The following is a 25,965-nucleotide window of genomic DNA, read 5'->3' as shown; positions in this document are numbered from 1 at the left end:
TAAAAAACAGATGGCAGCACGATGCTACCATCTGTTTTCTATTATGCTTACTTACCTGCTTCGATTTTTTCTAATGTAGCAGCTACTTGCTCTTCAGTTAATTCGTGTTGCACGATATAACGATTACGTGGGTGTACACGACATTCATGAGAACATGCACGTAAATGTTTTGCTTCACTTTCTTCAGAACATAAAATTTTCTTGTTACATTCAGGGTTTGCACAGTTTACATAGCGCTCACAAGGTTCACCTGTAAAATGATCTTTACCTACGATAACGTGCTCTTTTTGGTTTACTGGTACAGCGATACGCTCATCAAATACGTAACATTGACCATCCCAAAGTTCACCTTGTACTTCTGGATCTTTTCCGTACGTTACAATTCCGCCATGAAGCTGGCTTACATCTTCATAACCTTCGCGAACTAACCAACCTGAGAATTTCTCACAACGAATTCCCCCTGTACAGTACGTTAAAATCTTTTTACCTTCAAGTGTTTCTTTATTTTCTCTAATCCAATCTGGTAATTCACGGAATGATTCAATATCTGGTTTAATTGCACCTTTAAAGTGTCCTAAATCAAATTCATAATCATTTCTTGCATCAATAATAACTGTATCTTCTTGTTTCATTGCCTCATAAAAATCTTTTGGTTCTAAATACTTCCCAGTAATTTCTTTCGGGTTAATGTCGTCTTCTAGACGAAGTGTAACTAACTCTGAACGAGGACGTACGTGCATTTTCTTGAATGCATGTTCATCCGCCTCATCAATTTTAAACACGATTCCAGCAAAACGTGGATCATTATTCATCGCTTCCACGTATTTTTCTGTTTGCTCAACAGTTCCAGAACAAGTTCCGTTAATTCCTTCTGTCGCTACAAGAATTCTTCCTTTTAACTCAAGTGATTTACAAAATTCTAAATGCTGTTCAGCAAATTCTTCTGGATTTTCAATTGTTGTGTACATGTAATACAGTAATACTCTATATGGTTTTGTAGTTGCCAATGTATTTCTACCACCTATCTAAATTTTAAAATCATGTATAAGTTAACGTTCATATCAAAACATATATAATAAGAAAATACATACTAAATTGTACTTAGCCTATTTTCTTCTATTTACAATTTTTTCTATAAGTTAACAAAAATAAAAACAAGATTACAGAACAAAACACTACGGTTAGGTTGTAATCCCAATATATTATATATCATACAATTTCATTTCCATCAATTAATATGATGTAATATAGGCTGTATGTTCACATAAATTTCAAAAACAGCCCTATAATTTATTATCTTCTCCCTTATTCATCAACCATAAACTCCCAAAATATTTTTGCATCGTCACACCATTCATTGCACACAGTCATATAATTTGCATTAAGGAAACTTTTATGTTCAAATGAAATTGCCACATCATATATCTAAATGTATTGAAATAATGAATAAGAATAAAGTGAAACTTTAATCAAGTTAAGATTTCAAAGGGGAATACTACTATGAATAAAGATATAACAAAAGATAAACAAGTCCCTTCTCAAAGTACAACAGTTCAATCAGCCCATTTAGCGTTAAGTGGACAAACAAAAGGCTTTAAAAGACTGTTACCATTCTTAGGACCTGCTTTTATCGCATCAGTTGCTTATATTGATCCTGGGAACTTCGCTACAAATATCGCAGCTGGATCACAATATGGGTATTTATTGCTTTGGGTAATACTCGCTTCTAATTTAATGGCTGTATTAATTCAAACTTTATCAGCTAAATTAGGAATCGCTACTGGGAGAAATCTTCCTGAAGTAGCTCGCGAAAACTTCCCCAAACCAGTTTCCATCGGTTTATGGATACAAGGGGAACTCGTTATTATGGCTACAGATTTAGCTGAATTTATCGGGGCAGCACTTGGCTTATACTTACTATTTGGAATTCCGATGTTACCAGCTGCTTTAATTACAGCAGTTGGATCATTTATTATTCTTGAATTTCAACGCAGAGGCTTTCGTCCATTAGAAGCTATCATAACAGGTATGATTTTTATCGTTGTTATCGCTTTTGGTATCCAAGTCTTTTACGCAAAACCGGAATTAAGCCCTCTACTCTCAGGACTTTTCACTCCAAAATTCCAAGGTGTAGATAGCATCCTTTTAGCAGCTGGAATTTTAGGTGCGACAGTAATGCCGCACGCGATATATTTACATTCGGCCTTAACGCAGCGCCGTGTAGTCGGAACAAATGATGAACAAAAGAAAAAGATTTTCCGCTTCGAATTCATCGATATTATTATTGCAATGGTTATCGCTGGAGCAATTAATGCAAGTATGTTAATTGTAGCAGCTGCACTATTCTTTAAAAACGGCTTGCACGTTGAAGACCTTGATGTTGCTTTTAACCAGTTCAGTAATTTAGTCGGTCCTGTATCGGCTGCATTATTTGGAATTGGACTTTTATCAGCAGGTTTATCTAGTTCTTCTGTTGGTACGATGTCTGGTGATATTATTATGCAAGGATTCATTCGAATGCATATTCCGTTATACTTACGCCGATTTATAACAATGATTCCGCCTCTCGTTATTATCGCTTTAGGTGTAAATCCAACTTACGCTCTCGTTATGAGTCAAGTTGTCTTATCGTTCGGTATTGCCTTTGCATTAGTACCACTTATTATGTTTACAAGTAATAAGAAGATTATGGGCGCACTCGTCAACCATCGCATTACAACATTTATCGCGTGGTTAATCGCTGCACTTATTATCGCTTTAAATATTTTCTTACTGTATCAAACATTTGTAGGTTAATAAAAAAGGGTATTCCAAATTTAATTTGGAATACCCTTTTTGGATGAAATGATTTCCTTCTACTTACCACTTATGTATGTCCCTCTTTCTGGCATTATCGCACCTTTTTCAGTTCGAAAATAAAGTGGTAATCCTTCCGAAAGAAATATGCTCACCTTAGATGGATCCTGCCTTTGATGATGAATATGTAAATGCGGCTCACTTGAACTTCCTGAGTTACCGACTTGGGCAAGAAATTCTCCTTCATTTACATGTTCGCCTTCCCTCACTTTAATTGATCCTTTCTTTAAATGGGCAAGAAACAAAAATGTACCTGTTTCATCCAGTCGTAAATAAATATGATTTCCCGCCATCGATTGAAAATCATCCGATCCCGGAACTAAATCTATTTCATCATTTTTAATTGATACAACTGTCCCAGAAGCTGGTGCCATTACTTTCGCTCCATATATTCCATAATCCTCTAACTTACTACTTTTCACTTCAGCAGGTGGAATGAGAATATCGTATGCCCATCGTTCATTTGGTTTTATAACGTGATAGTTCATTTCTAATTTATCGCCGCCCCAACCTATCAATGCTCGTTCATTCAAAGGAAAACGAACGACTACTTTAGGACTCATAGACTGTACATCTACTGGGTATGCAATTCTCCCAATGTTAGCGAACCACCCCACGGGCCAAGCTCCAATGGTAGAAAACAGAACTATTAATAGTAGCGTTCCATCTATCCGCTTTCTAAAAATGCCTTTCCAAACAAACATTACTGCTGAGCCTATTAAGAGACAAACTGAAATTACACTAAAAGCCTGTATAATCCACCACACAAAGACTGATGTAACGCCATTACCTAAATAAACTAAACTCCAACTTATAATTAAAAAAGCAACTATAATCGCTAATAAAAATCTCTTCCACATGCTGTATCCCTACTCTCCTATCTTTGTTCCCCATGATACGAAGTAAAAATTACGACATATGAAAGAAATACTTACGACTTTCTTACATTTCTTTATACCGCGGTAAAACGATAGTGAAAACCGTTTCTTTATCGTTACTACGTACAGTGATATCTCCTTTATGAAGTTCCGCTATACTTCTCGCAATTGCAAGTCCCATTCCTTTTCCACCCGTATGAGAGCTACGTGATTTTTCACCACGATAAAACTTCTCAAAAACGTAAGGAAGGTTCTCATTCGGAATGCATTGTCCAAAATTTTTAATTTCTATTTCAACATTCATGTCTCTTTTAGAAATTTGAATCAAAATCTGTTTTCCGTCTTTCCCGTACATAATACTATTACTAATTACATTTTCGAACAGCCTCACCATAAGCGCTACATCCATTTCCACATGTAACTCCTTATCACCGTTAATACAAAAGCTCATATCGGCATCATCTAGTAGTGGTACAAAATCAATCATGATTTGTTCAATGAACGCTTTCATATTTACTACACTTTTATGTAATTCGATTTCTCTATAATTTATTTGACAATATTCTAATAAGTCATCTACTTGATTTTTTAATTCATAACTTTTTCGCTTTAATATACTTACATACTGTTCACATTCTTCTCCATTTGAATGAAGCTGATTTCCTAACAGGTCCGCGTAACCGATTAGAGATGTTACAGGTGTTCGTAAGTCATGAGAAATATTGCTAATCATTTCATTTTTCGTTTCCTGCGATTTTTTTTCATTTTCGATAGACTCTTTTAAACTTTTAGCCATCCTATTAACATTCGCTGCTAATTCACCAATCTCGTCATTTTTTGAAATAGGTATATGTATTTCCAAATTACCACTACTTATTTCCTTCACATTCTTGTTAATTTCAGATAATCTTTTCATCATTGTTTTTGTCATGAATGCAAAGTATATTGTAGTAAAAGTTAAAAAAGCTATTAAATATAACAATGAATATTTTTCCTCTAATGCAGTAACATGACTATATATATTTCCAACTACAATTTGAAACGCTATTATACTTACAATTGCTAACAAAATGCTACATATGAATGCGATAAAAAACTTAGCTCTAATGCCTTGTAATGATTTAATCTTCAATTTTATATCCGACTCCCCAAACATTTTGAATAAACTTCGGCTCTTTTGGATTCTCTTCAATTTTATTTCTTAATCTTGCAATATGAACCATTACTGTATTATTACTTTCATAGGCTCTTTCTTTCCAAACGCTCTCATATATTTCTTCAATAGTGAACACACGATTCTTTGTAGCGGCCATTAAGTACAAAATATCATATTCAGTTTTCGTAAGATTGATTGTTTCTCCATATAACATTACTGTTCTCGACACTTCATCTATTTCTAAACCTCTAATGTTTATTTTCTTTTCTATTACTTGGACAGCATTTTGATTAAAATATGTATACCTTCTTAATTGAGCCTTCACTCTTGCTATAAATTCAATTGTACTAAACGGCTTCACAATATAATCATCTGCCCCAGTGCTAAATCCAATTACTTTATCTACATCTGATGATTTAGCGCTTAAAAACATAATTGGCAAACTATATTTCTCTCTTATCCTTCTACACAATTCAATCCCATCCATTTGAGGCATCATAACATCAAGGATAGCAAGTTGAACATCATTATTATTCAATACCTCTAACGCCTCTTCTCCGTTGTCAGCACTAAAAACAGTAAAACCTTCTTGCTCTAAATTTACGTTAATGAATCGAATAATATCTCGATCATCATCTACAATTAAAATTGAGTTTTTCTCCATATCTAAACCTCTTTTTGAAATATATTCCACAATCAATTTTAACATAAATTAAAATCATCATTACACCTTGAATAATCTTTATTTTCAGATTAAAGTATACAATAACAAATACATTCTAGTTTCATATGAACAGGAGTGAAGGCATGTTTCCTATATTAAAAACTGAGCGACTTATTTTAAGAGAACTTACTGAAGAAGATGCACCGAGTATATTAGATTGCTTTTCTAATTCCGATGTCCTGCGCCATTATGGCCAAAAACCATTACAAAATCTCGATCAAGTAAAGCAAATCCTTAACAATTTTAAGTTGAGTTACAATGAAAGACACGGTATTAAATGGGGCATCGAAATAAAAGACAAGAAAGGAATCATTGGAACAATTGGTTTTCATGATTGGTCTTCTGAACATAAACGAGCAAATATTAGTTATGCCTTTTTGCCTGAACACTGGGGAAATGGATATGCTACTGAGGCAGTTTCTGAAATAATAGGTTACGGCTTCAATACGCTCCATTTAAAACGTATCGGGGCAATTGTATTTCTTGAAAACGAGGCTTCCAATAAAGTACTATTAAAATTAGGTTTTGAAAAAGAAGGGGTTCTAAAAAACTATATGTATCAAGATGATATCCCCTATGATACGAATTTTTATTCTTTATTAAAATCCGTTTAATAGATATAATTCAAAAAAAGAAACCTCACTTTTAAAAGTAAGGTTTCTTTTTTGATTAATAGTTTTACTTATTATCGATATAAGCATTCTTATAAGTATAAACACCACCAAATTGATGCTTTTCAATTCCTTTTACATAATCCTTTTGTACGTAAGCTGAGCCCATTTGATAAAGCGGTGCGATTGCAGCATCCTCTAATAAAATACGCTCGGCCTCTTGCAATGCTTCCCATCTTTTCTTCTGATCTAGTACTAGATTGCTTTTCGCTTTCTTTATTAATTCATCGTAGTGACGGTTAGAATAATTCATTTTGTTATTCGGATTCCCCGTCGTAAAGAGCTCTAAATAACTAATTGGGTCTTTATAATCAGGTCCCCAATTTGCCATAGATATATCGTAATCTCCCATTTGTTCTAACTGTAACTTTTGCTTAAATGGCTGTTGTTTAATTTGTATCGTGAGTCCTTGCAAATTCTTTTCTAAGTCACCTTTTATATATTCTGCCATACGTTTTGCATTATCTTGTTCATATGTTAAAAATTCGAGGTTTACTTGCTCTACTCCCAGTTCTTTTTTCGCTTCTTCCCAAATCTTTTTCGCATTTTGCAAATCATATGGAGAAAGATCTCCGTTTTCTTTTCTAAAATCTTTACCAGTCTCCTCATTTATATGACCAACCGATACAAGTCCGCTTGCAGACTTTGCCCCGTTATTAATAAAGTGAGAAACGAAATCTTCTTTATTTAAAGCGAATGAGATAGACTGACGCACTTTCTTATTTGCTAACGCATTATTTTTTTCATTAAAACGTAGCATAGCAATTCCTGGATCGCTCGACATATGTAATTCCTTACTTCCTTTATACTTGTCTACAAATTGAGAATTAATAGGCACTCGATCCAAATCACCAGCTTCGTATAAATTAACAACCGTCATTGTATCTTTTACAATTTGAAAGTTTATTTCGTCTAATTTCACTTTCTTTTGATCCCAATATGTAACATTCTTCTTTAATTGAAACTCTTGTTCATGCTTCCACTTTTCTAATACAAATGGGCCGTTATATATGAGATTACTAGGTTCCAATGCATAATTCTTTCCTTGTTCTTTCAAAAATGATTCATGCTGTGGTAAGTAAATAGGTAGTGCTAACAACTGTAAAAAATAAGGAATTGGCTGTTCTAATTCCACTTCTAACTTATAATCATTTATAACTTTAACCCCAAGTTCATCAAGAGGCATTGTTCCCTTATTTATCTCTTTCGCGTTTTTCACATGAAAGAGCATATACGCATATTGAGACGCTGTTTCAGGGCTAATTGCACGTTTCCACGCAAACATAAAATCATTTGCTGTTACACTGTCTCCATTTGACCATTTTGCATCTTTACGCAAATCAAATGTATATTTTTTACCATCTTCACTTCTTTTAAACGATTTTGCTACTGCTGGAATAGGCTGATCTTGATCATCTAATACATACAACCCTTCAAATATGTTTTGCATAACGTGCGCTGATGTACCATCCATCGTTTTCGCAGTATCAAGAGAAGGAATTTCTTCTGATACCGTTACATTTAATACTTGTTTTTTTGCCTCTGTGTCACTTTTATTCGCTTTATTATTACAAGCTGTTAATAATAAAGTTGTAACAAGTGCCATTACCATTAAATGGCTCTTTTTTCGCTTCATGAATTGTTCTCCTTAAGTATAAAATATTATAAAGCGTTATATATTATAGCAGAAATATGAACAGAAAGATGCGACATTCTTTTGAATGTTTATTCGTTCAAGAAAAAAGCTATCCTTTTAAAAAAGGATAGCTTTTCCTTAATAAAATCAAAATTTATTGTCGCCTCAATTGTATGAAGGAAATGTTCTTTCGGAACTAACTCTTCTACAGAAACAGATACACGTTCGCCACAATGATTTTTAAAGCACCATCCTAAGAAATCTCTCCTTATTCTCTTTTTATCAGTGTTGACACATAAAAAGAAGTTCATATAGAAAGTTGTATTTTACAAATCTTATACACTTAAGGATTTTGTAAGGATCAAGTAAGAAAAACGAGAGCTTTGTTTCGTATAGTCAAAATATAAAGTGAAGGAAGAGAGATTACGATAAAACCAGAATGACTGATTTTAGATAAACCTATCAATGGTTTAGACGACTTTTCTTTTCCATACTAATCATCATGTCTTTTTTTAGAGTAATAATATCAGTAGGTCCAAGTTTGGGAGATTACTTGCAGATATTTTGAAGTTTTTGCACCAGAACTTTAATTACCATACCTGTTTTTTACCATCACATATTGGAGGTTAAAACATGAATAAAAAAAAGAAAATACAAAAATCAGTACTTTCCTTTAGCCTACTCTTTTCTTTAGGCGTTTCATCTTTCCCGCTTACAACAGCTATTCACGCAGATACACGTGAGGAACAATCTGCAGAAAAGAAACTAGTCTCTTTAACGGAGCGTACATCATTATTTTTTGAATATCTCCAGCAAGGCAAGTATGCAGAGGCACTCCAGTTGACGTCTGCTGCTTTTCAATCCAAGTTTACAGCAAACACATTACAAAATTGGTGGACACAAAGTGGGATAAAAATCATGGGAACACCTGTAATAAAAGAACGAAACTTGGTCCATCAGACGGTGGAAATTCCAGGAGCTATTGAAGGAACTACCATACCGCTACTCATTAAATTCACACCTGGCGGGAAAGTAGATGAAGTTGGGGAAAGGCCGCCCCAGGAATCTTACATTCCGCATCCTAGCTATGACCAACCTGCTTCCTATCAAGAACGTGAAATCGTCATTGGAAATTCTACTTATCCGTTACCAGCCACATTAACAGTTCCGAAACATAAGCCTGGTGAAAAGGTACCCGTAGTTGTTCTTGTTCATGGTGCTGGCATCCATGATCGCGATGCTACCTATTTGGGAACAAAAATCTTACGAGACCTTGCGGTGGGCCTTTCATCCAACGGAATTGCAGTGTTGCACTATGAAAAACGTACCTTAGAACATGCATTAAAGATGAGTGCAGAACCTGTTACGTTAGATCGTGATACTACAGATGATGCCATATATGCAGCAAAGTCAGCAGCGCAGCAGGAAGGCATTGATCCAAATAATATTTTCATTCTCGGACATAGCCAAGGAGCTGGCACAATGCCGCGTATACTGAGCAAAGCGCCTTCCTCACTTGTTCGAGGAAGTATCTTACTCGCACCACCTGCACGCCCTTTGACTGACACTGCCATTGATGTGAGTCAATACCTTGGGGCGCCAAAGGAAGTAATCGATGAACTAAAAAGACAGTTCGCTTTTATCCTGGATCCTACTTTCAATCCTGACCATCCACCAGCTGACTACAATTTTCCGTTTCCGTTTCCGTCTCCTCACTTTATGTATGATGTTACTAGGTGGCGTCCAGTTGAGGAGGCAAAATCACGAAAAGAGCCTTTACTGATTCTGCAAGGGGCACGCGATTATCAAGTAACAGTAAAAGATGAATATACAAAATGGCAGGAGGGACTTTCAAACCGCGGGAATGTTCAGTTCAAAGAATACCCGAAATTGAATCATTTCTTCACGGAGGGTGACGGGGAATTGAGTCTTCCAAGTGAGTACGAAATCCCTGCAAATGTTCCCGAGTACGTCATCCAGGACATTATTACATGGGTCAATGAGACAAAAAAATAAGAAAACATCGAAAGCCTTCATGCAATCATCATTGCGTGAAGGCTTTTTTGAAACTAGTGATTTTAACTAAATCATTCTCTTCTATTTTATTAATCAACACTAATAAGAAACCTCTCCTTTCCCTCTTTTTATCAGTGCTGGCACATAAAAGAAGGTTCAGGCACAAAAATGAGCTGTGGAGAAGACTTTCTCCACAGCCTGAAAATACCTATCTTTGTAAACCTCGTTTATAACGACTTGCTTCAAATATAATACGCTCTTCATCTAACGTTTTACATTCGCCATTCCAAACGACACGCTTTCCGTTAATAATTACATCGCTAATATCTTTTCCACTAGCAGCATATACAAGATGCGATAATACTTCGTCTGCTGGTTGTAAATGCGGCTTATTAGATGGGTCAATCGTAATAAAATCGGCACACTTTCCAACCTTAAGTGATCCTGTTTGTTTCATACCGATTACTTCAGCAGCTCCTTTAGTCGCAAGTGTAAGAGCTGTTTCAACTGGTAACGCTGTTGCATCTTGGTGAATACCTTTTTGCAGTAAAGTCGCTATACGCATTTCTTCAAACATATCTAAATTGTTATTAGATGCCACACTATCTGTTGCAATTCCTACTTTCATTCCTGCTTCTAGCATCGCTTTTACATTCGCTATACCAGATCCTAGTTTTAAATTACTATTCGGGTTATGTGCCACTCGAACATCATGTTCTGCTAAATATGCACGCTCATTTTCATTTAACACTACACCGTGCGCAATAACTGTTGGGCGTTTAAACAATCCGCAACTTGCTGCATATTCTACTGGACGTTTTCCGTACTGTGCTTCAATATCACGTACTTCACGCTCTGTTTCCGAAAGGTGAATATGAACCATCGTTTGATTTTCTACTGCAATACGTGCGCATTCTTCTAACAGTTCTGTGGAACATGTATATGGACTATGCGGTGCAACCATCGTAGTTAACATACCACTTTCGTTATAGTAACGCTTCACATATTTCTCAGCTTCTTCAATTGCTTTCTTTTCATCATCTTTCGTTCCGAAGCTAAATAAAGTTCTTGAAACAGCAGCACGCATTCCACTCCTTGATACCGTTTCCATAATTGCATCTTGATCTACTCCAATTGGATTAAACATATCAGAGAATGATGTTGTACCACTTTTCACCATTTCAAGTAATCCTAATTCCGTACTAGCGACCGCAAGCTCTGGAGTAAACTGACTTTCAAGTGGCCAAATTCTCGTCTCAAGCCATGGTTGTAATAACATATCATCGCCAATACCTCTTAAGAGACTCATTACAACGTGTGTATGTGTATTTACAAGCCCTGGTAATACCCACTTTCCTTTCATGTCAATTACTTCATCTACTGCAAAATCATTAGCGAATTCTCCGCTATTTATATCTATAATTTGATCATTTTCTACAATGATATATCCATTTTCTATCACTTCATTTTGTTCATTCATCGTTGCAATTGTAGCGTTTACATAAGTTGTTTTCAAAAGTATTTCCCCTTTCAACTCTATGAAGTTCCCTTTAATAAGTTACCACCATTATAGTAACTTATTAAAGATTAAGAGTCAAAAGATAATTTGAATTCTTTCATTATCTTTTCCTTCAAAATGCTATATTGTTTTTTATTTGTATCTGCAAGTGCTTCTTCTCGATTAGATTTCACACCCATATAATTCACTTCTTCATTAAATTGTGTCTCTGTAAAATCAAACACCTTTCCATCTATAAGGTTATAAAAGTGCCATACTTCTCCTACTTTCGTTTTTTTAATCTCTCCCCCGTATAAGTCTTGAACAACTAGAGCCGTTACACCACATTGTCCCTTTGCCGGATTTTCGCTCGTCCATTTTGAACTTGTTTCAATCGACCACGATTTTGTTAACATATCATATATTTGTTTTTTCTTCACATTATCCACTCTCATCTTCCCCTGACATTAATAGTTTTACACATCATATTGCAAAAGCGGTAATAGTCGATCCTTAAAAACCGTTGATGGCGTCTCTCCGATTAACTTCGCTCCCATCTTTAAATAATATCCTTTTGCATTCGGATCACTATCAATTGTAAAACTTGTTAATCCTAGTTCATGTGCTTTTTCTATTACAAACTCCCAAAGTATATTCCCGTACCCTTTCCCTTTGTAACGAGGATGCAAGTATAGGAAATCGAGGGCATTGTCATTACGTAAAAATGAGAAAAATCCAATCTTCATATTATCGTTTTCTAAAACATATACATAATTACTTTTTATGTACTCTTCCGTAATTGTTAAATCTTCCTTACAAGCAAGGATAAATTCTTCACTATAATTCCAAGTTGCTTTTGAATGTAGTGCGAGTTTACTTAATTCATTCGCTTCACTTAATAACGCTTCTCTCATCTTCATGATTATTTCTCCTCACCTTCGATATGTAAACTACTAAATTGATTCGGAAAGTACTCCAAAAAACCTTTTATTTTTCATAGATTAGAGATAACTTTTATAAATTGAAACTTTAACCAGTGGGGTTTTGTTCATCCTCCACTGATTATGTGCCCTCACCAATCGGCTTTTACGGGGAACGGTTTGTAACAATTTAGTTAAAGAAAAAGAACGCCATTTCTAAAAATTGGCGTTCTTTTTCTTTAACTTTAACCCTCTTATTTGTAACATACTACATTCAACTTCAAACTCAATCACTTGTATTACCACTTCTTATAATACACACCTATACAGTTTCTACTACTGCTTCAAGCATTGTTCCATTTTTAGCATAATTCGTATGCCAAGAAAAAGCTTTTTCTAAAACATGAGGGGTTTGCCCACCTCTTGTTTGTGCTTCTTCGAAATAGGCTCTTAGCTGGTCACGATACATTGGATGTGCGCAATTCTCAATAATTAGTTTCACTCTTTCTCTTGGCGCTAGTCCTCTTAGGTCAGCAAAGCCCTGTTCAGTGACGATAACATCTACATCGTGTTCAGTATGGTCTACATGAGAAACGAAAGGAACGATACTTGAAATGTTACCATCTTTTGCAATCGATTTCGTAACAAAGATCGCTAGACGTGCATTTCTTGCAAAATCACCAGAACCACCAATACCGTTCATCATTTTTGTACCTAAAACGTGAGTGGAGTTAACATTTCCGTATATATCTAATTCTAAAGCAGTATTAATCGAGATTAATCCGAGGCGGCGAATGATTTCAGGGTGATTAGAAATCTCTTGCGGGCGCATCATTAATTTGTCACGATATTTTTCAAAGTCGGAAAATACTTGTTGCATTTTCTCTTCAGAAAGCGTGATGGAGCAGCAGGAAGCAAAATTGACTTTCCCAGCATCCATTAGATCAAAGACCGCATCCTGTAAAACTTCAGAATACACTTCTAAATCTTCAAACTCCGAATCTAGCATGCCGTGCAATACTGCATTAGCAACTGAACCAATTCCCGATTGTAACGGTGCTAAACTCTTTGTTAATCGGCCTACTTTAACTTCTTCTCGAAGGAACTCTATTAAATGTTGTGCCATAATGACAGTTTCTTCATCTGGAGGAACAATTGTCGATGGTGAATCCAGTTGATTCGTAAACACAATCCCCTTCACTTTTTCTGCATCAATCGGGATACCGATCGTTCCAATTCGATCATCCGTTTTTGCAAGCGGAATCGGAAGTCTTTCCCCTTGTTTACCTGGTTCATATAAATCATGCAGCCCCTCTAGTTGCGTAGATTGAGCCATATTCATTTCAATAATAATGGACTTAGCATTTAAGGAAAATGCTAAGGAATTTCCAATTGAAGTGGTTGGAATAATCATGCCGTCTTCAGTAATCGCAACCGCTTCCAAAATAGCGACATCTATATCCATAACGTCAGCACGGAGTAGCTCTGCTGTATGAGATAAGTGCTGATCCACAAATAAAAAGTCTCCGTTATTAATTCCTTTTCGCATAGTCGCATCGGCTTGGAAAGGCAATCTTTTCCCTAAAATTCCTGCCTCAGCAAATAATTTATCTACATCCGAACCTAAGGAAGCCCCTGTATAAACATTTACTTTAAAAGATTTATCATTCTTCACTCGGTTCACCAGCGCAAACGGGACTGCTTTTACATCCCCAGCACGTGTAAATCCACTTAATCCTAAAGTCATTCCACTTTCAATCCATGAAGCTGCTTCTTCAGGTGTAACTACCCGATCTTTTAAACGTTGATCCCTGATTCTATCCAAATTATTCTCCATATGTAATCCCTCTCTTAATGAATATTCATAATTATTTTACACATTAACACTATGAAAATAGGGATTTTAGTATACAATGCCGAAAATTCAGATAAAACAGCAAATCTAGGTTCTAAAGCAGAATAATTTAGAATCCTAGAAGCTTACGAAAATAACTGGCGTATGATTGACTAACTGGTACTCTCTCTCCGTTATCCATAGAAAGTAAAAAAGTAGAATGGGTATCAGGATAAATCGCTTTAATATGATTAACATTTACAATAAATGAACGGTGACACCTAATAAATGAATCTTTCGGAAGCAAATATTCGAATTCTTGTAGAGAGTACTTATGTGTTCCTGTTAACTCTTCTGAATTCACATACGTCTTTTTATCTTTAGCCTCTAAATACATCACCTTTGAAAAAGGAACCGGAACCCATCCGTCTGTTGTTTTTAAAGTAACGACTGACTTACCATCCGTTAAAGCTGGATAAATTGCCGTCACGCAACCTTCAATCTTTCCATTATTTGAAAATGGTACGGCCATTCCATGATAAGGAATACCGAAAACATCCCGGTTAATAAATTCAGAGGCTTTTTGCTTCGTTACCATTGCTTTATGAGCAATTGTCCCTTCCTTAATAGGATCACCGGTGCTAATCTTTAAATCAATTCGTTTACTTGGCCGATAGTAAATATATTCTTTCGTATTCGAAACGGCGATTGATATTTCATCTGAAAATAATTCCCCAACAACATCTAGTAGTATACCTAATGTTTTATCTTCCATACTATAAACACCTCATTCACTATTATACTACTATTATGATTTAAAAAACCGTTCAGCATTTTGAACGGTTTTACAAACAATTTAGTTCACCTTAGCCCCATAACATCTTGCTACTGCAACTGCCTGCGCTATATCTAATTTTACATTTTTTAAATCGAAACTTTTAAAATCAACTCTATCAACTACAGCTCCTCTTAAATCTGCGCCGCTAAGTTTTACCTTGCCTAATTGTGCACCCGTTAAATCCGCTTCACGTAAATCTGCTTTTTCTAAATTACATTCATATAGGTCAGCTTCAATTAAACGTATACCCTTTAGCATTTGTTTACTTAAATTCGCAAACCTTAAATTCGTATAGGACCAATCACCCGATATTATAGTTATTCCGTCTAAATTCGCTTCTTCAAAATCAGAGCCGGTCATTTTACATTCTTCAAACTTCGATACGAATAAATTCGCACCAACAAACTTACAATTCGCAAATGTCGTTCTTTGATGGATAGAAGCGTTAAAAAGAGCACCGGTAAAATCACATTCTATGAAATTACAATTTTCAGTAGAAACTTCCGATGCATCTATCCCTCTAAAACGGCATTTTATGAAAGTACAATTCTTCAATTCCTCTTCTTTAATCAAAACATCTTGAAAATCTATTTCTACATATTCTTTATTAACAAATTCACTCATAACTATTCCTCCATCTCCTTAAAGAAACCTCACTTCAAAAAAGTGAGGTTTCTTCTCATACAATATGCTTATCTAGCCAAGAAATCAAATCTTGAAATACTTCATCTCGATTTACTTCATGGAACATTTCATGTCTTCCATTTTCATATAAACGAAGTGTTACATCTTTCACATCACATTTTTTATAATTTTCATATACTTCTTTTACACCTTTCCCCATATCCCCAACAGGATCACGATCACCTGAAAAAATATGTATCGGAAGGTTTTTCGGTGTTTTCTTGAACTCTTCTAGTTTATTTACTTCTAATACACCAGAAAATAATTCTCGATAAAAACTAGTCGTACAAATGAATCCACATAACGGATCCGCAATATATTTATCAACTTGATTATTATCTGAAGATAACCAATCAAATTTTGTACGATTTGGTTTAAAGTGTGAATTAAAGTTTCCGAAAGATAAAAAGTTTAGCATCGGACTTTTCGTTTTTGCCCCGCGTAATTTCATCTCAATTGTCGCCACTTTATGACCGATACTTCCTAAAAGCCCTGGATTTCCACCAGTTCCTGAAATAAGGAATCCATCATATAATTCCCCTTTCAGTTGTACAGCACGTCTTGATAAAAAAGAACCCATACTATGTCCAAGTAAAAATAACGGGCATGTCTGCTCTTTTCTTATCGTTTCTGATACAAAGATAACATCAGACACAGCCTCATTCCAACCTACATTTGGTTCAAAATGACCATAATCTTCTTCTCTTTTCACTGTTTTCCCATGACCTTTATGATCATGTGCATAAACACCATATCCTGCTTCTAATAACGCAGCAATAAAGTCTGTATAAACACCTGCATGTTCTGTCATACCATGTGCAATTTGAATAATCCCTCGCGGATCTCCTTCTGGTAGCCACTTACGTAAATAAATTTCCGATCCATCCAATGCCGTAACGAAACTTTCCTGTACGTTCATTTCGTCAGCCCCCAACTCTATTATGTATATCAAAAAATGAATATCCATTCATTATTCTTATTATGTATTATATGCAATTGCTTTCATTATGACAAATGACTCACTTTTCCAATTAACTCTTAAACTAATATATTGACGAACAGAAAATAAAATTATATAGTTACTTACATAAAGTAATTATTATATTTTGGGAGGTTTCTATTATGATGCCATCATTATTTTTAGCACACGGATCACCGATGCTCGCTATTCAAGATACAGAATATACAAGTTTTTTAAAAACACTTGGAGAAACATATAAACCGAAAGCTATTGTTATTTTTACCGCTCACTGGGAAAGTGAAGTATTAACGATTTCCTCTTCAGATGAAGAATATGAAACAATTTATGATTTTGGAGGTTTTCCTCCTGAATTATACGAAATCAAATATCGTGCGAAAGGCTCTTCTAGCATTGCGTCTATGCTAGCAACAAAATTTAAAAACAAAGGCATTCCAGTCCATCATAATATGACGAGAGGGTTAGATCATGGTTCATGGACACTCCTGCATCGTATGTATCCAGAAGCAGATATTCCTGTCATACAAATATCAGTAAATCCATTCCTTCCTGCAAAAGAACAATTTGAAATTGGAGAGGCACTAAAAGGACTTGGACAAGAAGATATTTTAGTAATCGGTAGCGGAGTTACTGTTCATAATTTACGGGTATTGAAATGGAATCAAACAACACCTGAAAAATGGGCGATGGAATTTGATGATTGGATTATTAAACATATGCAGACCAATGATAAAGATGCATTGTTTGATTGGGAGAGAAATGCGCCTCATGCACAATTAGCAGTACCACGAGCAGAGCATTTTGTTCCTTTATTTATCGCAATGGGTAGCGGTGAACAGACAGGGAAAGTCATTCACCGTAGCTACGAGCTTGGTACATTAAGTTATCTTTGCCTTCAATTTTAATAAAAAAGGATGAAGCAAATATTGCTTCATCCTTTTTACTGTTCATTCACCTAGTTAACTAACTTCCAAATGTCGTTTCTCTGATACCTCTTCGTTCTTATTATGAAAATAAACCCAAATGCACGCAATAAATAATAATGATGAAGTAGAGAAGAAAACATATTGGAAGCCCGCATGTGCTGCAATTTGTCCACCAAGTACTGGTCCAATCATATTCCCTAGAAACTGAAACGATTGATTATATCCAAATATTCGTCCCGTTACATGGGTTGGTGTATGTTGTTTTAGTAGAGTTTGTACGGAAGGTAATAATCCTGCTTGTGCGATACCTAATAAAAATCGAAGAATTAATAGTTGCCAAGCTGAGGTTACAAATGCTTGCGGGATAAAAATAATTCCTGCAGCAAACAACGCTACAACTAACGTTTTTTGGGGGCCAATATGATCTGATAATCTTCCTAGCTTAGGAGCTGCTAAAATTACTGCTAATCCTGTTGCAGACATGACTGCACCTGCAAGCATTTCAATATGATCTGTTCCTGGTCCTGCCAAATGCTTTACGTACAACGTAATAATAGGTTGAATTGACATATTTGCAAGCTGAATAATAAAGGTTGCTACAAATAAACTTATTATTAAATGTTTTGCCGGGACCATCGTCCATACTTTTTTCGGCTGTGCCTTTTTTGCTTTAGCAGAATGATTCTCTTCATGTAAGAAGAAAAAGACGATGAGAAAGGAAAGGAATAAGAAAGCTCCTGTAACTAAAAAAACATGGCGCATTCCGATTAACTCTGACAAATAACCTCCGAGTATCGGCCCAAGTAATGAACCACTCACGCCTCCAGTTGAGATTGTAGAAATTGCCCACCCTGAATGTTCTTGCGGAGTTTCTGCAGCAATAAATGTCATCGCTGTAGAAAGGAAACCTGATACCGCTCCCATTAAAAACCGAAGTGCGACTAGTTGATACACGTCCGTCACAAACCCCATAAGCGTCATAATTATCGCCATACCAAGGCTCGCACGTATAAGCATTAATTTCCGTCCATGTATATCACCAAGCTTGCCCCATATTGGTGATACGATCGCACCCATTAAAAATGTCACTCCAAATGCAAGTCCCGACCACTGTGCAATACTAGAAGTGCCGGTCACCCCTAATTCCTCAATATAAAAAGATAAAAAAGGAATTACTAAACTCATACCGGCTGCAGTGGTAAAACAACCTAGCCAACAAATCATTAAATTTCGTTTCCAGCTGGCCATTTTCACACCTTCTTTCATTCGATACCCATTCTACACCGTTTTCTAGAAAAAGTTTAGTAATTTGCTTTATACATAATAAAACTCTATCCCTTTGCATTCTTTGCAAAGGGATAGAGTTAATTATCTCCTATTGGTATTAAACGTGCATTACAGCATCGCTCGTAAAACTCTATCGGACCTGCTTGTCCTATAATTGCATACTCATATCCGATTTTCTTCATGTTATATAAACAATGATTCAATAACGTCTTCCCAACACCGTTCACACGATTATGTTTCGCTGTACCCATCGGGCCAAACAGCCCTTTCTTTCCTCTCACAACATCATAACAAGCGAAACCAATGATTTCTCCTCCTTGTTCAGCAATAAAAATAGGTAACTCTTCTTTATATGTCCGAAATCCATAATCTAAAGATTTTAACCAACGCTCCCCAAATTCATCCTTAACAAAACGTGCCAACTTTTCAAAATCAGAAGAAATCGCTTTTCTAATATTACAGCTTAAACTATTACAAATAGGATCAGATCTTGTTAATGCAACCGTCAAGTCTCTTGGTTCAGATGTAATTTGCAATACATCTTTTTTCGTCTTTTCACTTATAACCTTATTAATAACTTCATCCCCTTGAAAAATTGCATATAAAACATGCCCTTCATTTATTACTATTTGCTGAAAACGTTCCATCCGTTTCTTCGCTACTTTTAAAACTTCTATCGTCTTATTTGAAACTTTAAACTCCCCAACATTTATGTATTCTATATCATTTTCATAATATTGTTGGAGTAACGATATCTTTGCTAAAAAATCCATACCCACCGTATGAAATAAATACATATGTAACTCCGCGCAAACTCCAGTACCTTCCTTACAAGCTCCTATAAATAGATGAACTGGATGGATAATACCTTTACTACACTCAGCCTCTTCTGCTGCGATCTCCAATATTTTATATGCACGTTTTGTAAATTGGAATTCCACCATCTATATCCCTTCCCCTAATGACTTATTATCAAACCATAACCATATATAATAGAAACAATTACTCCAACCATTAATATGCCTGGAAGTAAATTTGCCACCTTAATTTTAATAACACCAAGTAAGTTCAAGCCAATAGCGGCTATCATAATACCACCTGTAGCTGTCATTTCCACTATAAATTGATTCATTAATGCTTTCGGGACCAAACTATTAATTTGTGTTGCAAAAACCGCAATACCTCCTTCGTATAAAATAACTGGAATCGCCGAAAATACTACGCCAATTCCTAAAGTTGTCGTTAATATAATAGAAATAAATCCATCAATAATCGCCTTTGTAAATAAAATATCATGATTTCCGCGAATCCCGCTGTCGAGTGCACCAAGTATCCCCATCGCACCAATTGCAAAAATTAAAGTAGCTGTTACAAAGCCTTCTGATATGCTCCCTTTCCCTTTCGATCCAACTTTATTTTCTAGCCAATCTCCTAACAGCTTTAACTTTCCCTCTAATTGCAGCCATTCCCCGATGACGGTACCAATTACTAAACTTAGTATGACAACAAGAAAATTTTCACTTTTCAATGCCATTTGAAGTCCAAGCACAGTAACCGCTAAACCGATTGCATGCATAATTGTTCCTTTCATACTTTCTGGAATTCTACTAAATAATTTACCTAGTAAAGTACCAAATATAATACAAATCCCATTTACAACTGCTCCTAATATAACCATTTCTCATTCTTCACCCTTCGAATTCTTTATTTCTATATTTTGGTTTATTCATTGATTTACAGGTTATCTATATGTTAACTTAATATTGAGAATATTAACAAACGATTTCTACTATATAACTCGCTATTTTTTTGTTACTATACAAAGACCAATTGCTTTTAGTAGATTCATTGTTAATCTAATTGTGGGATAAACTCAAAAGGGACGGTATTTATGAAAACTTTACTAAAACGATTTCTGTTAATAGCCTTTTTCATTACACCAATTGTTTTATTAATCAACTACTCTTTTATTTCAAAAGCAAAAGACAAACCTGATATGCAAAACAAATCTAGTAAAACTGCTTCAAAAAGCGAAGAGAAAATAGAAGACCCTGAAATCACACTCACTTTCTCTGGTGATACAATGTTCGATTGGCAATTACGTCCCGTAATCGAAAAAAATGGGGCTGATTATCCATTCCAACATGTAAAAAAAGAAATAACGAAAGCTGATATTTCTTTTGTTAATTTAGAGTCAGCATTTACAACGAGAGAAAAAAAAGTGCCTGGGCAACAATTTTGGATTAAAAGCGATCCATCCACACTACAAGCAATAAAAAATACTGGATACGATATTGTCAATATTGGCAATAACCATACGCTTGATTATGGACAAGATGGACTACTAGACACCATTTCTCACGTTGAAAAATTAAAACTACCTTACACTGGAGCCGGAAAAAATGCTGAGGATGCTTATACCGCTCGTGAACTAACTGTAAAAGGAAAAAAATTTAAGTTTCTTTCCTTCGTTCGATTTATGCCTAACTTTAATTGGGTAGCTGGTGAAAATAAGCCTGGCGTTACGAACGGATATGATCTAGATCTTGTAACAAAAACGATTCAAGAGCAAAAGAAAGATGCTGATTATGTAATCGTTTATATGCATTGGGGCGTTGAAAAATCAAATCGTCCAATAGAATACCAAAAACAATATGTTCCAAAAATGGTAGAGGCAGGTGCCGACGCTATCGTTGGAAGTCACCCGCATTGGCTACAAGGATTTGAATATCATAAGAATGTTCCTGTCGCTTACTCATTAGGAAACTTCTTATTCCCGAGCTACGTAAACGGAAAAAGTGCTGAAACAGGCGTTTTGACCTTAACGTTTAAAGGGGAAGATGTTCAAATGTCTTTCAATCCTTACATAATACGAAACAATCAAATTTCTCCTGTAAATGAAGACGAGAAGAAAAAAGCGCTACAATATTTACAGACGATTTCAACTGATGTAGAAATTGATGATAGCGGTAAGATAATTAATAAACGAAAGCAGAAAGAGAGCTAACATTAGCTCTCTTTCTATTTTTATTTCTATTAAATAAGTAAATCAAACAAAACAGGATTTTTATTAAGCTCCATAAATTGAATATTATTTTCTTTAAAACGAGTAATTAATTGCTCATAATCCTCTTTATGTTTTAATTCTACGCCGACTAACGCTGGACCATTTTCTTTATTATGTTTCTTAATGTATTCAAAGCGAGTAATATCATCTCCTGGCCCTAATCCTTTATCAAGAAATTCTCTTAGCGCACCTGAACGCTGCGGGAATTCAATGATGAAGTAATGTTTTAGTCCTTCATAAATGAGCGAACGTTCTTTCATTTCTTGCATTCTATCAATATCATTATTTCCACCACTTAGCGTACATACAACTGTTTTACCTTTTATTTCATCTTTGTATAAATCAAGCGCTGCAATAGATAGTGCACCCGCGGGCTCAGCTACAATTGCATTTTTCTTATACAGTTCTAAAATCGTCGTACAAACCTTCCCCTCTGGTACTAAAACAATGTCATCAATTACATCTTTACACGTTTCAAATGTTAACTTCCCTACTTTTTTGACAGCTGCCCCATCAACAAAACTATCTATTTTCTCCAATGCGACATTATCATTTTGAAGAAAAGCCTCTTTCATAGACGCAGCTCCCATTGGCTCTACACCAATGACCTTTGTAGCAGGACTAACACCTTTAACATATGTACCAACACCTGATGCTAATCCACCACCGCCGATTGCTGTAAAAATAAAGTCAACCGATTTCTCCATATCATGCATAATTTCAACTGCCACTGTTCCTTGACCAGCAATAACATAAGGATCATCAAACGGATGAACGAACGTCATTCTATTTTCCTCACAATAGCGCTGTGCTTCTTGGAACGAGCTATCAAATGTATCACCAATTAATACAATTTCCGCAAAATCGCCACCAAAAAACTGTACTTGCGATACTTTTTGTTTAGGTGTCGTTGTCGGCATAAATATTCTTGACGGAATCTTCAATAAATTACACGTATAAGCAACTCCTTGTGCATGATTACCAGCGCTTGCACAAACAACGCCGTTTTGTAATTGTTCTTCCGATAAACTTTGAATTAAATTGTACGCACCACGAATTTTGAAAGAGCGAATCAATTGTAAGTCTTCTCGTTTTACATAAACGTCACAATCATATTTCTCAGATAAAACTGTATCACGTTGTAACGGTGTTTTAATAACGATATCTTTCATGCAATTATGAGCCATTAAGATATCTTCAATTTTCACTCTCTCCTTTACTTTCTGCACCATTTCATATCATCCTTATCTCTTTTAAATTGGCTCAATCAAAATCTGGGATTTTTAGAACTGCACCTGTATTCGCCGATGTTACCATCTGTGCATAACGTCCAAGCCAGCCAGTTTTCACTTTCGGTTCTGGTCGTTTCCATTCTTTTTTACGCTTATTTAATTCTTCATCACTAACTCTTACCTCTAACAATCTTTCCTCAACATCGATACAAACGATATCCCCTTGTTCAAGAAGTGCAATCGTTCCGCCCGCAGCTGCTTCTGGCGAAATGTGCCCTACCGAAATACCACGTGAAGCTCCAGAGAAACGTCCATCCGTTAATAGCGCAACATCTGCACCTAATCCCATACCAGCAATCGCTGATGTTGGTGCTAACATTTCCGGCATACCAGGGCCGCCTCTTGGTCCTTCATAACGAATAACAACTACATCCCCTTTCTTAACCTTCCCAAGCATAATGCCCGCAAGCGCCTCATCCTGTGAATTAAAAATAACGCAAGGTCCTTCAAATCGTTTTACTTCAGTTGCCCCGCTTTTAATAACTGCCCCATCTTTCGCAAGGTTTCCTTTTAATATACGTAATCCCCCTTCTTCACTATGAGGGTTTTCGAGAGAATGAATAACTTCCCTATCTTTAATCTCTGCATGAGCAATGTTTTCTCTTAACGTCTGCCCAGTAGCAGTTATTCGATCTAGATGAAGTACCCCTTCTTTTCGGCTCATCTCTTTCAAAATTGCACTAATCCCGCCTGCTCGATCAATATCTTCCATATGCCAATTAGAAGCAGGGCTTACTTTACATAAATGCGGTACACGTCTTGAAACAGCATCAATACGGTTCATATCGTAATCTAATCCGGCCTCTTGTGCGAGCGCTAGCGTGTGTAATACTGTATTCGTAGATCCTCCCATCGCCATATCAAGTGCAAATGCATCATCAATTGCCTCTTCTGTAACAATATCACGTGGCTTAATATCTCTCTCAATTAAAATTTTTAATTTCTCTGCTGCTTGTTTAATTAACTCCTCACGTCTTGGATCAATTGCTAAAATACTACCGTTTCCTGGAAGAGCTAAACCTAACACTTCACATAAACAATTCATAGAATTCGCGGTAAACATACCCGAACAAGAGCCACAAGAGGGACAGCCATGATCTTCGATATCCTTTAATTCTTCTTCTGAAATTTTCCCGGATTGATAAGCTCCTACCCCTTCAAAAACGGAACTTAAATCGACAACTTCTCCTTTAGATGTTTTTCCCGCAGCCATCGGGCCGCCTGAAACAAATACAGTTGGAATATTAATACGAAGGGCCGCCATCATCATACCAGGTGTAATTTTGTCACAGTTTGGAATACAAATCATGCCATCAAACCAATGTGCATTTACAACTGTTTCTACTGAATCTGCAATAATTTCACGACTCGGAAGCGAATAACGCATACCGATATGTCCCATCGCAATACCATCATCTACTCCAATTGTATTGAATTCGAATGGAACCATGCCTGCTGCACGAACGGCTTCTTTTACAAGTTTTCCAAACTCGTTCAAGTGCTTATGCCCTGGAATAATTTCAATAAAAGAATTACAAATCGCAATAAACGGTTTATCAAAATCCTCATCTTTCAAACCAGTTGCTTTTAATAAACTACGATGCGGAGCTTTATCAAAACCTTTTTTAATCATGTCACTTCTCATCTTGTCAAATCCCCTCTTACATATTTTTCACTTATACTCTCTTAATCTATTTCTTTACTAATTCTTTCGGTGCATGAATCCAGCTCATCATTTCACGAAGCTCTGCTCCTACTTTTTCTAGCTGATGGTTTTGTTCTGCTTTTTTCATCGCATTATACGTTGGACGCCCTGCTTGATTTTCTAAAATCCATTTCTTCGCAAATTCACCTTGCTGAATTTCTGCAAGAACACGTTTCATTTCCTTCTTCGTTTCATCTGTAACAATTCTTGATCCTGTTACATAATCTCCAAACTCTGCCGTATCTGAAATAGAATGACGCATATTCGTTAATCCGCCTTCGTACATTAAATCAACAATTAACTTTAATTCATGCAAACATTCAAAGTATGCAATTTCAGGACGATATCCACCTTCCGTTAACGTTTCAAAACCAGCTTTCACAAGTGCTGTTACTCCTCCGCAAAGTACTGCTTGCTCACCGAATAAGTCTGTCTCTGTTTCTTCTTGGAATGTCGTTTCAATTACACCTGCACGTGTACAACCTACACCTTTTGCATACGCTAGTGCTACACTTAATGCTGTTCCCGTTGCATCTTGATGCACTGCAACTAATGCTGGGACACCATTTCCTTCTTGGAAGACACGGCGAACGAGATGACCTGGACTTTTCGGCGCGACCATCGCTACATCTACGTAACTTGGCGGATTAATTTGCCCGAAGTGAATATTAAATCCATGTGAGAAAAGTAACATTTGTCCTTCACGAAGATTCTCTTCTACTTCTGTTTTATATACATACGCTTGCTGTTCATCCGGCAATAACATTTGTACAACTTGTGCGGTTCGAACCGCTTCTGAAACGGACATTACTTCAAATCCATCAGCTTTTGCTACTTCATATGACTTACCAGGGCGAACACCAACTACAACTTCCACACCAGAATCACGTAAATTTTGTGCTTGGGCATGACCTTGAGATCCATATCCGACTACCGCAACTGTTTTCCCTTTTAATAGCTCTAAATTTGCATCTTTCTCATAATAAGTTTTCATATTC

At 36.0% G+C, this 25,965-nt stretch carries 23 protein-coding genes; 5 read left to right on the top strand and 18 right to left on the bottom strand.

What is annotated here, in order from left to right:
* Positions 1 to 47: 47 nt before the first annotated feature.
* A complete protein-coding gene (gene trhO / locus ABH955_RS16440; RefSeq protein WP_002086277.1) occupies positions 48 to 1,007 on the bottom strand; it encodes an oxygen-dependent tRNA uridine(34) hydroxylase TrhO in 960 nt (319 codons plus the stop codon).
* 493 nt (positions 1,008 to 1,500) lie between these two features.
* Here trhO and ABH955_RS16435 point away from each other — a divergent pair, with 493 nt between their 5' ends.
* Entirely contained in the window at positions 1,501 to 2,796 is a 1,296-nt protein-coding gene (locus ABH955_RS16435) for an Nramp family divalent metal transporter (protein ID WP_113938125.1), read from the top strand.
* A gap of 59 nt (positions 2,797 to 2,855) precedes the next feature.
* Here the strand turns inward: ABH955_RS16435 and ABH955_RS16430 are convergent, their stop codons facing one another.
* The 3 genes from ABH955_RS16430 to ABH955_RS16420 all read right to left on the bottom strand — a co-directional run bounded on the left by ABH955_RS16430 (position 2,856) and on the right by ABH955_RS16420 (position 5,554).
* Positions 2,856 to 3,716, bottom strand: a complete 861-nt coding sequence (locus ABH955_RS16430) for a M23 family metallopeptidase (RefSeq protein ID WP_404491377.1) — start codon at positions 3,714 to 3,716, stop codon at positions 2,856 to 2,858.
* 82 nt (positions 3,717 to 3,798) lie between these two features.
* Positions 3,799 to 4,866: a sensor histidine kinase gene (locus tag ABH955_RS16425; protein ID WP_404456340.1), complete on the bottom strand. Its 1,068-nt coding sequence runs from the start codon at positions 4,864 to 4,866 to the stop codon at positions 3,799 to 3,801.
* The gene (locus ABH955_RS16420) at positions 4,856 to 5,554 is read right to left on the bottom strand and encodes a response regulator transcription factor (RefSeq protein ID WP_404456337.1); all 699 of its coding nucleotides are present in this window, start codon (positions 5,552 to 5,554) and stop codon (positions 4,856 to 4,858) included. Before ABH955_RS16420 ends, ABH955_RS16425 begins: the two co-directional genes overlap by 11 nt.
* 143 nt (positions 5,555 to 5,697) lie before the next feature.
* Between ABH955_RS16420 and ABH955_RS16415 the strand changes: the two genes are divergently transcribed.
* A complete protein-coding gene (locus tag ABH955_RS16415; RefSeq protein ID WP_098270827.1) occupies positions 5,698 to 6,228 on the top strand; it encodes a GNAT family N-acetyltransferase in 531 nt (176 codons plus the stop codon).
* A gap of 64 nt (positions 6,229 to 6,292) precedes the next feature.
* On the opposite strand, the gene ABH955_RS16410 is transcribed toward ABH955_RS16415, so the two are convergent.
* Positions 6,293 to 7,921, bottom strand: coding sequence for a peptide ABC transporter substrate-binding protein (locus ABH955_RS16410; protein ID WP_404456331.1), 1,629 nt, complete (start codon positions 7,919 to 7,921; stop codon positions 6,293 to 6,295).
* 633 nt (positions 7,922 to 8,554) lie between these two features.
* On the opposite strand from ABH955_RS16410, the gene ABH955_RS16405 reads away from it, so the two are divergent.
* A complete protein-coding gene (locus tag ABH955_RS16405) occupies positions 8,555 to 9,937 on the top strand; it encodes an alpha/beta hydrolase (RefSeq protein WP_404491376.1) in 1,383 nt (460 codons plus the stop codon).
* 208 nt (positions 9,938 to 10,145) lie between these two features.
* Here the strand turns inward: ABH955_RS16405 and ABH955_RS16400 are convergent, their stop codons facing one another.
* From ABH955_RS16400 to ABH955_RS16370, 7 genes are all read right to left on the bottom strand, one after another.
* Positions 10,146 to 11,471 carry a bifunctional S-methyl-5'-thioadenosine deaminase/S-adenosylhomocysteine deaminase gene (locus ABH955_RS16400; protein WP_404491375.1) on the bottom strand — a complete coding sequence of 442 codons (1,326 nt, stop codon included), beginning with the start codon at positions 11,469 to 11,471 and terminating at the stop codon, positions 10,146 to 10,148.
* Positions 11,472 to 11,524: 53 nt separating this feature from the next.
* On the bottom strand, positions 11,525 to 11,884 hold the full coding sequence (locus ABH955_RS16395; RefSeq protein ID WP_404491374.1) for a YunG family protein: 360 nt from the start codon (positions 11,882 to 11,884) through the stop codon (positions 11,525 to 11,527).
* Positions 11,885 to 11,911: 27 nt separating this feature from the next.
* Positions 11,912 to 12,355, bottom strand: a complete 444-nt coding sequence (locus tag ABH955_RS16390) for a GNAT family N-acetyltransferase (RefSeq protein ID WP_242308810.1) — start codon at positions 12,353 to 12,355, stop codon at positions 11,912 to 11,914.
* Between the two features lie 322 nt (positions 12,356 to 12,677).
* Positions 12,678 to 14,192 carry a succinyl-CoA:acetate CoA-transferase ScpC gene (gene scpC / locus ABH955_RS16385; RefSeq protein ID WP_404491372.1) on the bottom strand — a complete coding sequence of 505 codons (1,515 nt, stop codon included), beginning with the start codon at positions 14,190 to 14,192 and terminating at the stop codon, positions 12,678 to 12,680.
* Positions 14,193 to 14,319: 127 nt separating this feature from the next.
* The gene (locus ABH955_RS16380) at positions 14,320 to 14,964 is read right to left on the bottom strand and encodes a LytTR family DNA-binding domain-containing protein (RefSeq protein WP_404444416.1); all 645 of its coding nucleotides are present in this window, start codon (positions 14,962 to 14,964) and stop codon (positions 14,320 to 14,322) included.
* Positions 14,965 to 15,045: 81 nt separating this feature from the next.
* Positions 15,046 to 15,651 carry a pentapeptide repeat-containing protein gene (locus ABH955_RS16375; RefSeq protein ID WP_404444419.1) on the bottom strand — a complete coding sequence of 202 codons (606 nt, stop codon included), beginning with the start codon at positions 15,649 to 15,651 and terminating at the stop codon, positions 15,046 to 15,048.
* Positions 15,652 to 15,706: 55 nt separating this feature from the next.
* Positions 15,707 to 16,630, bottom strand: a complete 924-nt coding sequence (locus ABH955_RS16370; protein ID WP_404491370.1) for an alpha/beta hydrolase — start codon at positions 16,628 to 16,630, stop codon at positions 15,707 to 15,709.
* Between the two features lie 203 nt (positions 16,631 to 16,833).
* On the opposite strand from ABH955_RS16370, the gene ABH955_RS16365 reads away from it, so the two are divergent.
* Positions 16,834 to 17,595, top strand: coding sequence for a DODA-type extradiol aromatic ring-opening family dioxygenase (locus ABH955_RS16365; RefSeq protein ID WP_404456316.1), 762 nt, complete (start codon positions 16,834 to 16,836; stop codon positions 17,593 to 17,595).
* A 54-nt stretch (positions 17,596 to 17,649) separates the two neighbouring features.
* On the opposite strand, the gene ABH955_RS16360 is transcribed toward ABH955_RS16365, so the two are convergent.
* The 3 genes from ABH955_RS16360 to ABH955_RS16350 all read right to left on the bottom strand — a co-directional run bounded on the left by ABH955_RS16360 (position 17,650) and on the right by ABH955_RS16350 (position 20,581).
* Complete coding sequence (locus ABH955_RS16360) at positions 17,650 to 18,864, bottom strand: multidrug efflux MFS transporter (protein ID WP_404456314.1); 1,215 nt, start codon at positions 18,862 to 18,864, stop codon at positions 17,650 to 17,652.
* Between the two features lie 116 nt (positions 18,865 to 18,980).
* On the bottom strand, positions 18,981 to 19,847 hold the full coding sequence (locus ABH955_RS16355) for a GNAT family N-acetyltransferase (protein WP_404444430.1): 867 nt from the start codon (positions 19,845 to 19,847) through the stop codon (positions 18,981 to 18,983).
* 14 nt (positions 19,848 to 19,861) lie between these two features.
* Complete coding sequence (locus ABH955_RS16350) at positions 19,862 to 20,581, bottom strand: DUF554 domain-containing protein (RefSeq protein WP_404456312.1); 720 nt, start codon at positions 20,579 to 20,581, stop codon at positions 19,862 to 19,864.
* Positions 20,582 to 20,794: 213 nt separating this feature from the next.
* Between ABH955_RS16350 and ABH955_RS16345 the strand changes: the two genes are divergently transcribed.
* Positions 20,795 to 21,910, top strand: coding sequence for a CapA family protein (locus ABH955_RS16345; protein ID WP_404456309.1), 1,116 nt, complete (start codon positions 20,795 to 20,797; stop codon positions 21,908 to 21,910).
* 29 nt (positions 21,911 to 21,939) lie between these two features.
* On the opposite strand, the gene ilvA is transcribed toward ABH955_RS16345, so the two are convergent.
* From ilvA to ilvC, 3 genes are read right to left on the bottom strand one after another with little or no spacing between them, the layout of a single operon-like run.
* Positions 21,940 to 23,202, bottom strand: coding sequence for a threonine ammonia-lyase IlvA (gene ilvA, locus ABH955_RS16340; RefSeq protein ID WP_404456306.1), 1,263 nt, complete (start codon positions 23,200 to 23,202; stop codon positions 21,940 to 21,942).
* A gap of 31 nt (positions 23,203 to 23,233) precedes the next feature.
* The gene (ilvD, locus tag ABH955_RS16335; RefSeq protein WP_098501036.1) at positions 23,234 to 24,907 is read right to left on the bottom strand and encodes a dihydroxy-acid dehydratase; all 1,674 of its coding nucleotides are present in this window, start codon (positions 24,905 to 24,907) and stop codon (positions 23,234 to 23,236) included.
* A 46-nt stretch (positions 24,908 to 24,953) separates the two neighbouring features.
* Positions 24,954 to 25,961 (bottom strand): ketol-acid reductoisomerase, encoded by a 1,008-nt coding sequence (gene ilvC, locus ABH955_RS16330; protein ID WP_377866094.1) that lies wholly within the window; start codon positions 25,959 to 25,961, stop codon positions 24,954 to 24,956.
* Positions 25,962 to 25,965 lie beyond the last annotated feature (4 nt).

The organism is Bacillus sp. RC240 (assembly GCF_044907945.1).
Classification (GTDB): domain Bacteria; phylum Bacillota; class Bacilli; order Bacillales; family Bacillaceae_G; genus Bacillus_A; species Bacillus_A mycoides.
This window is presented reverse-complemented; position numbering and strand designations above follow the sequence as displayed.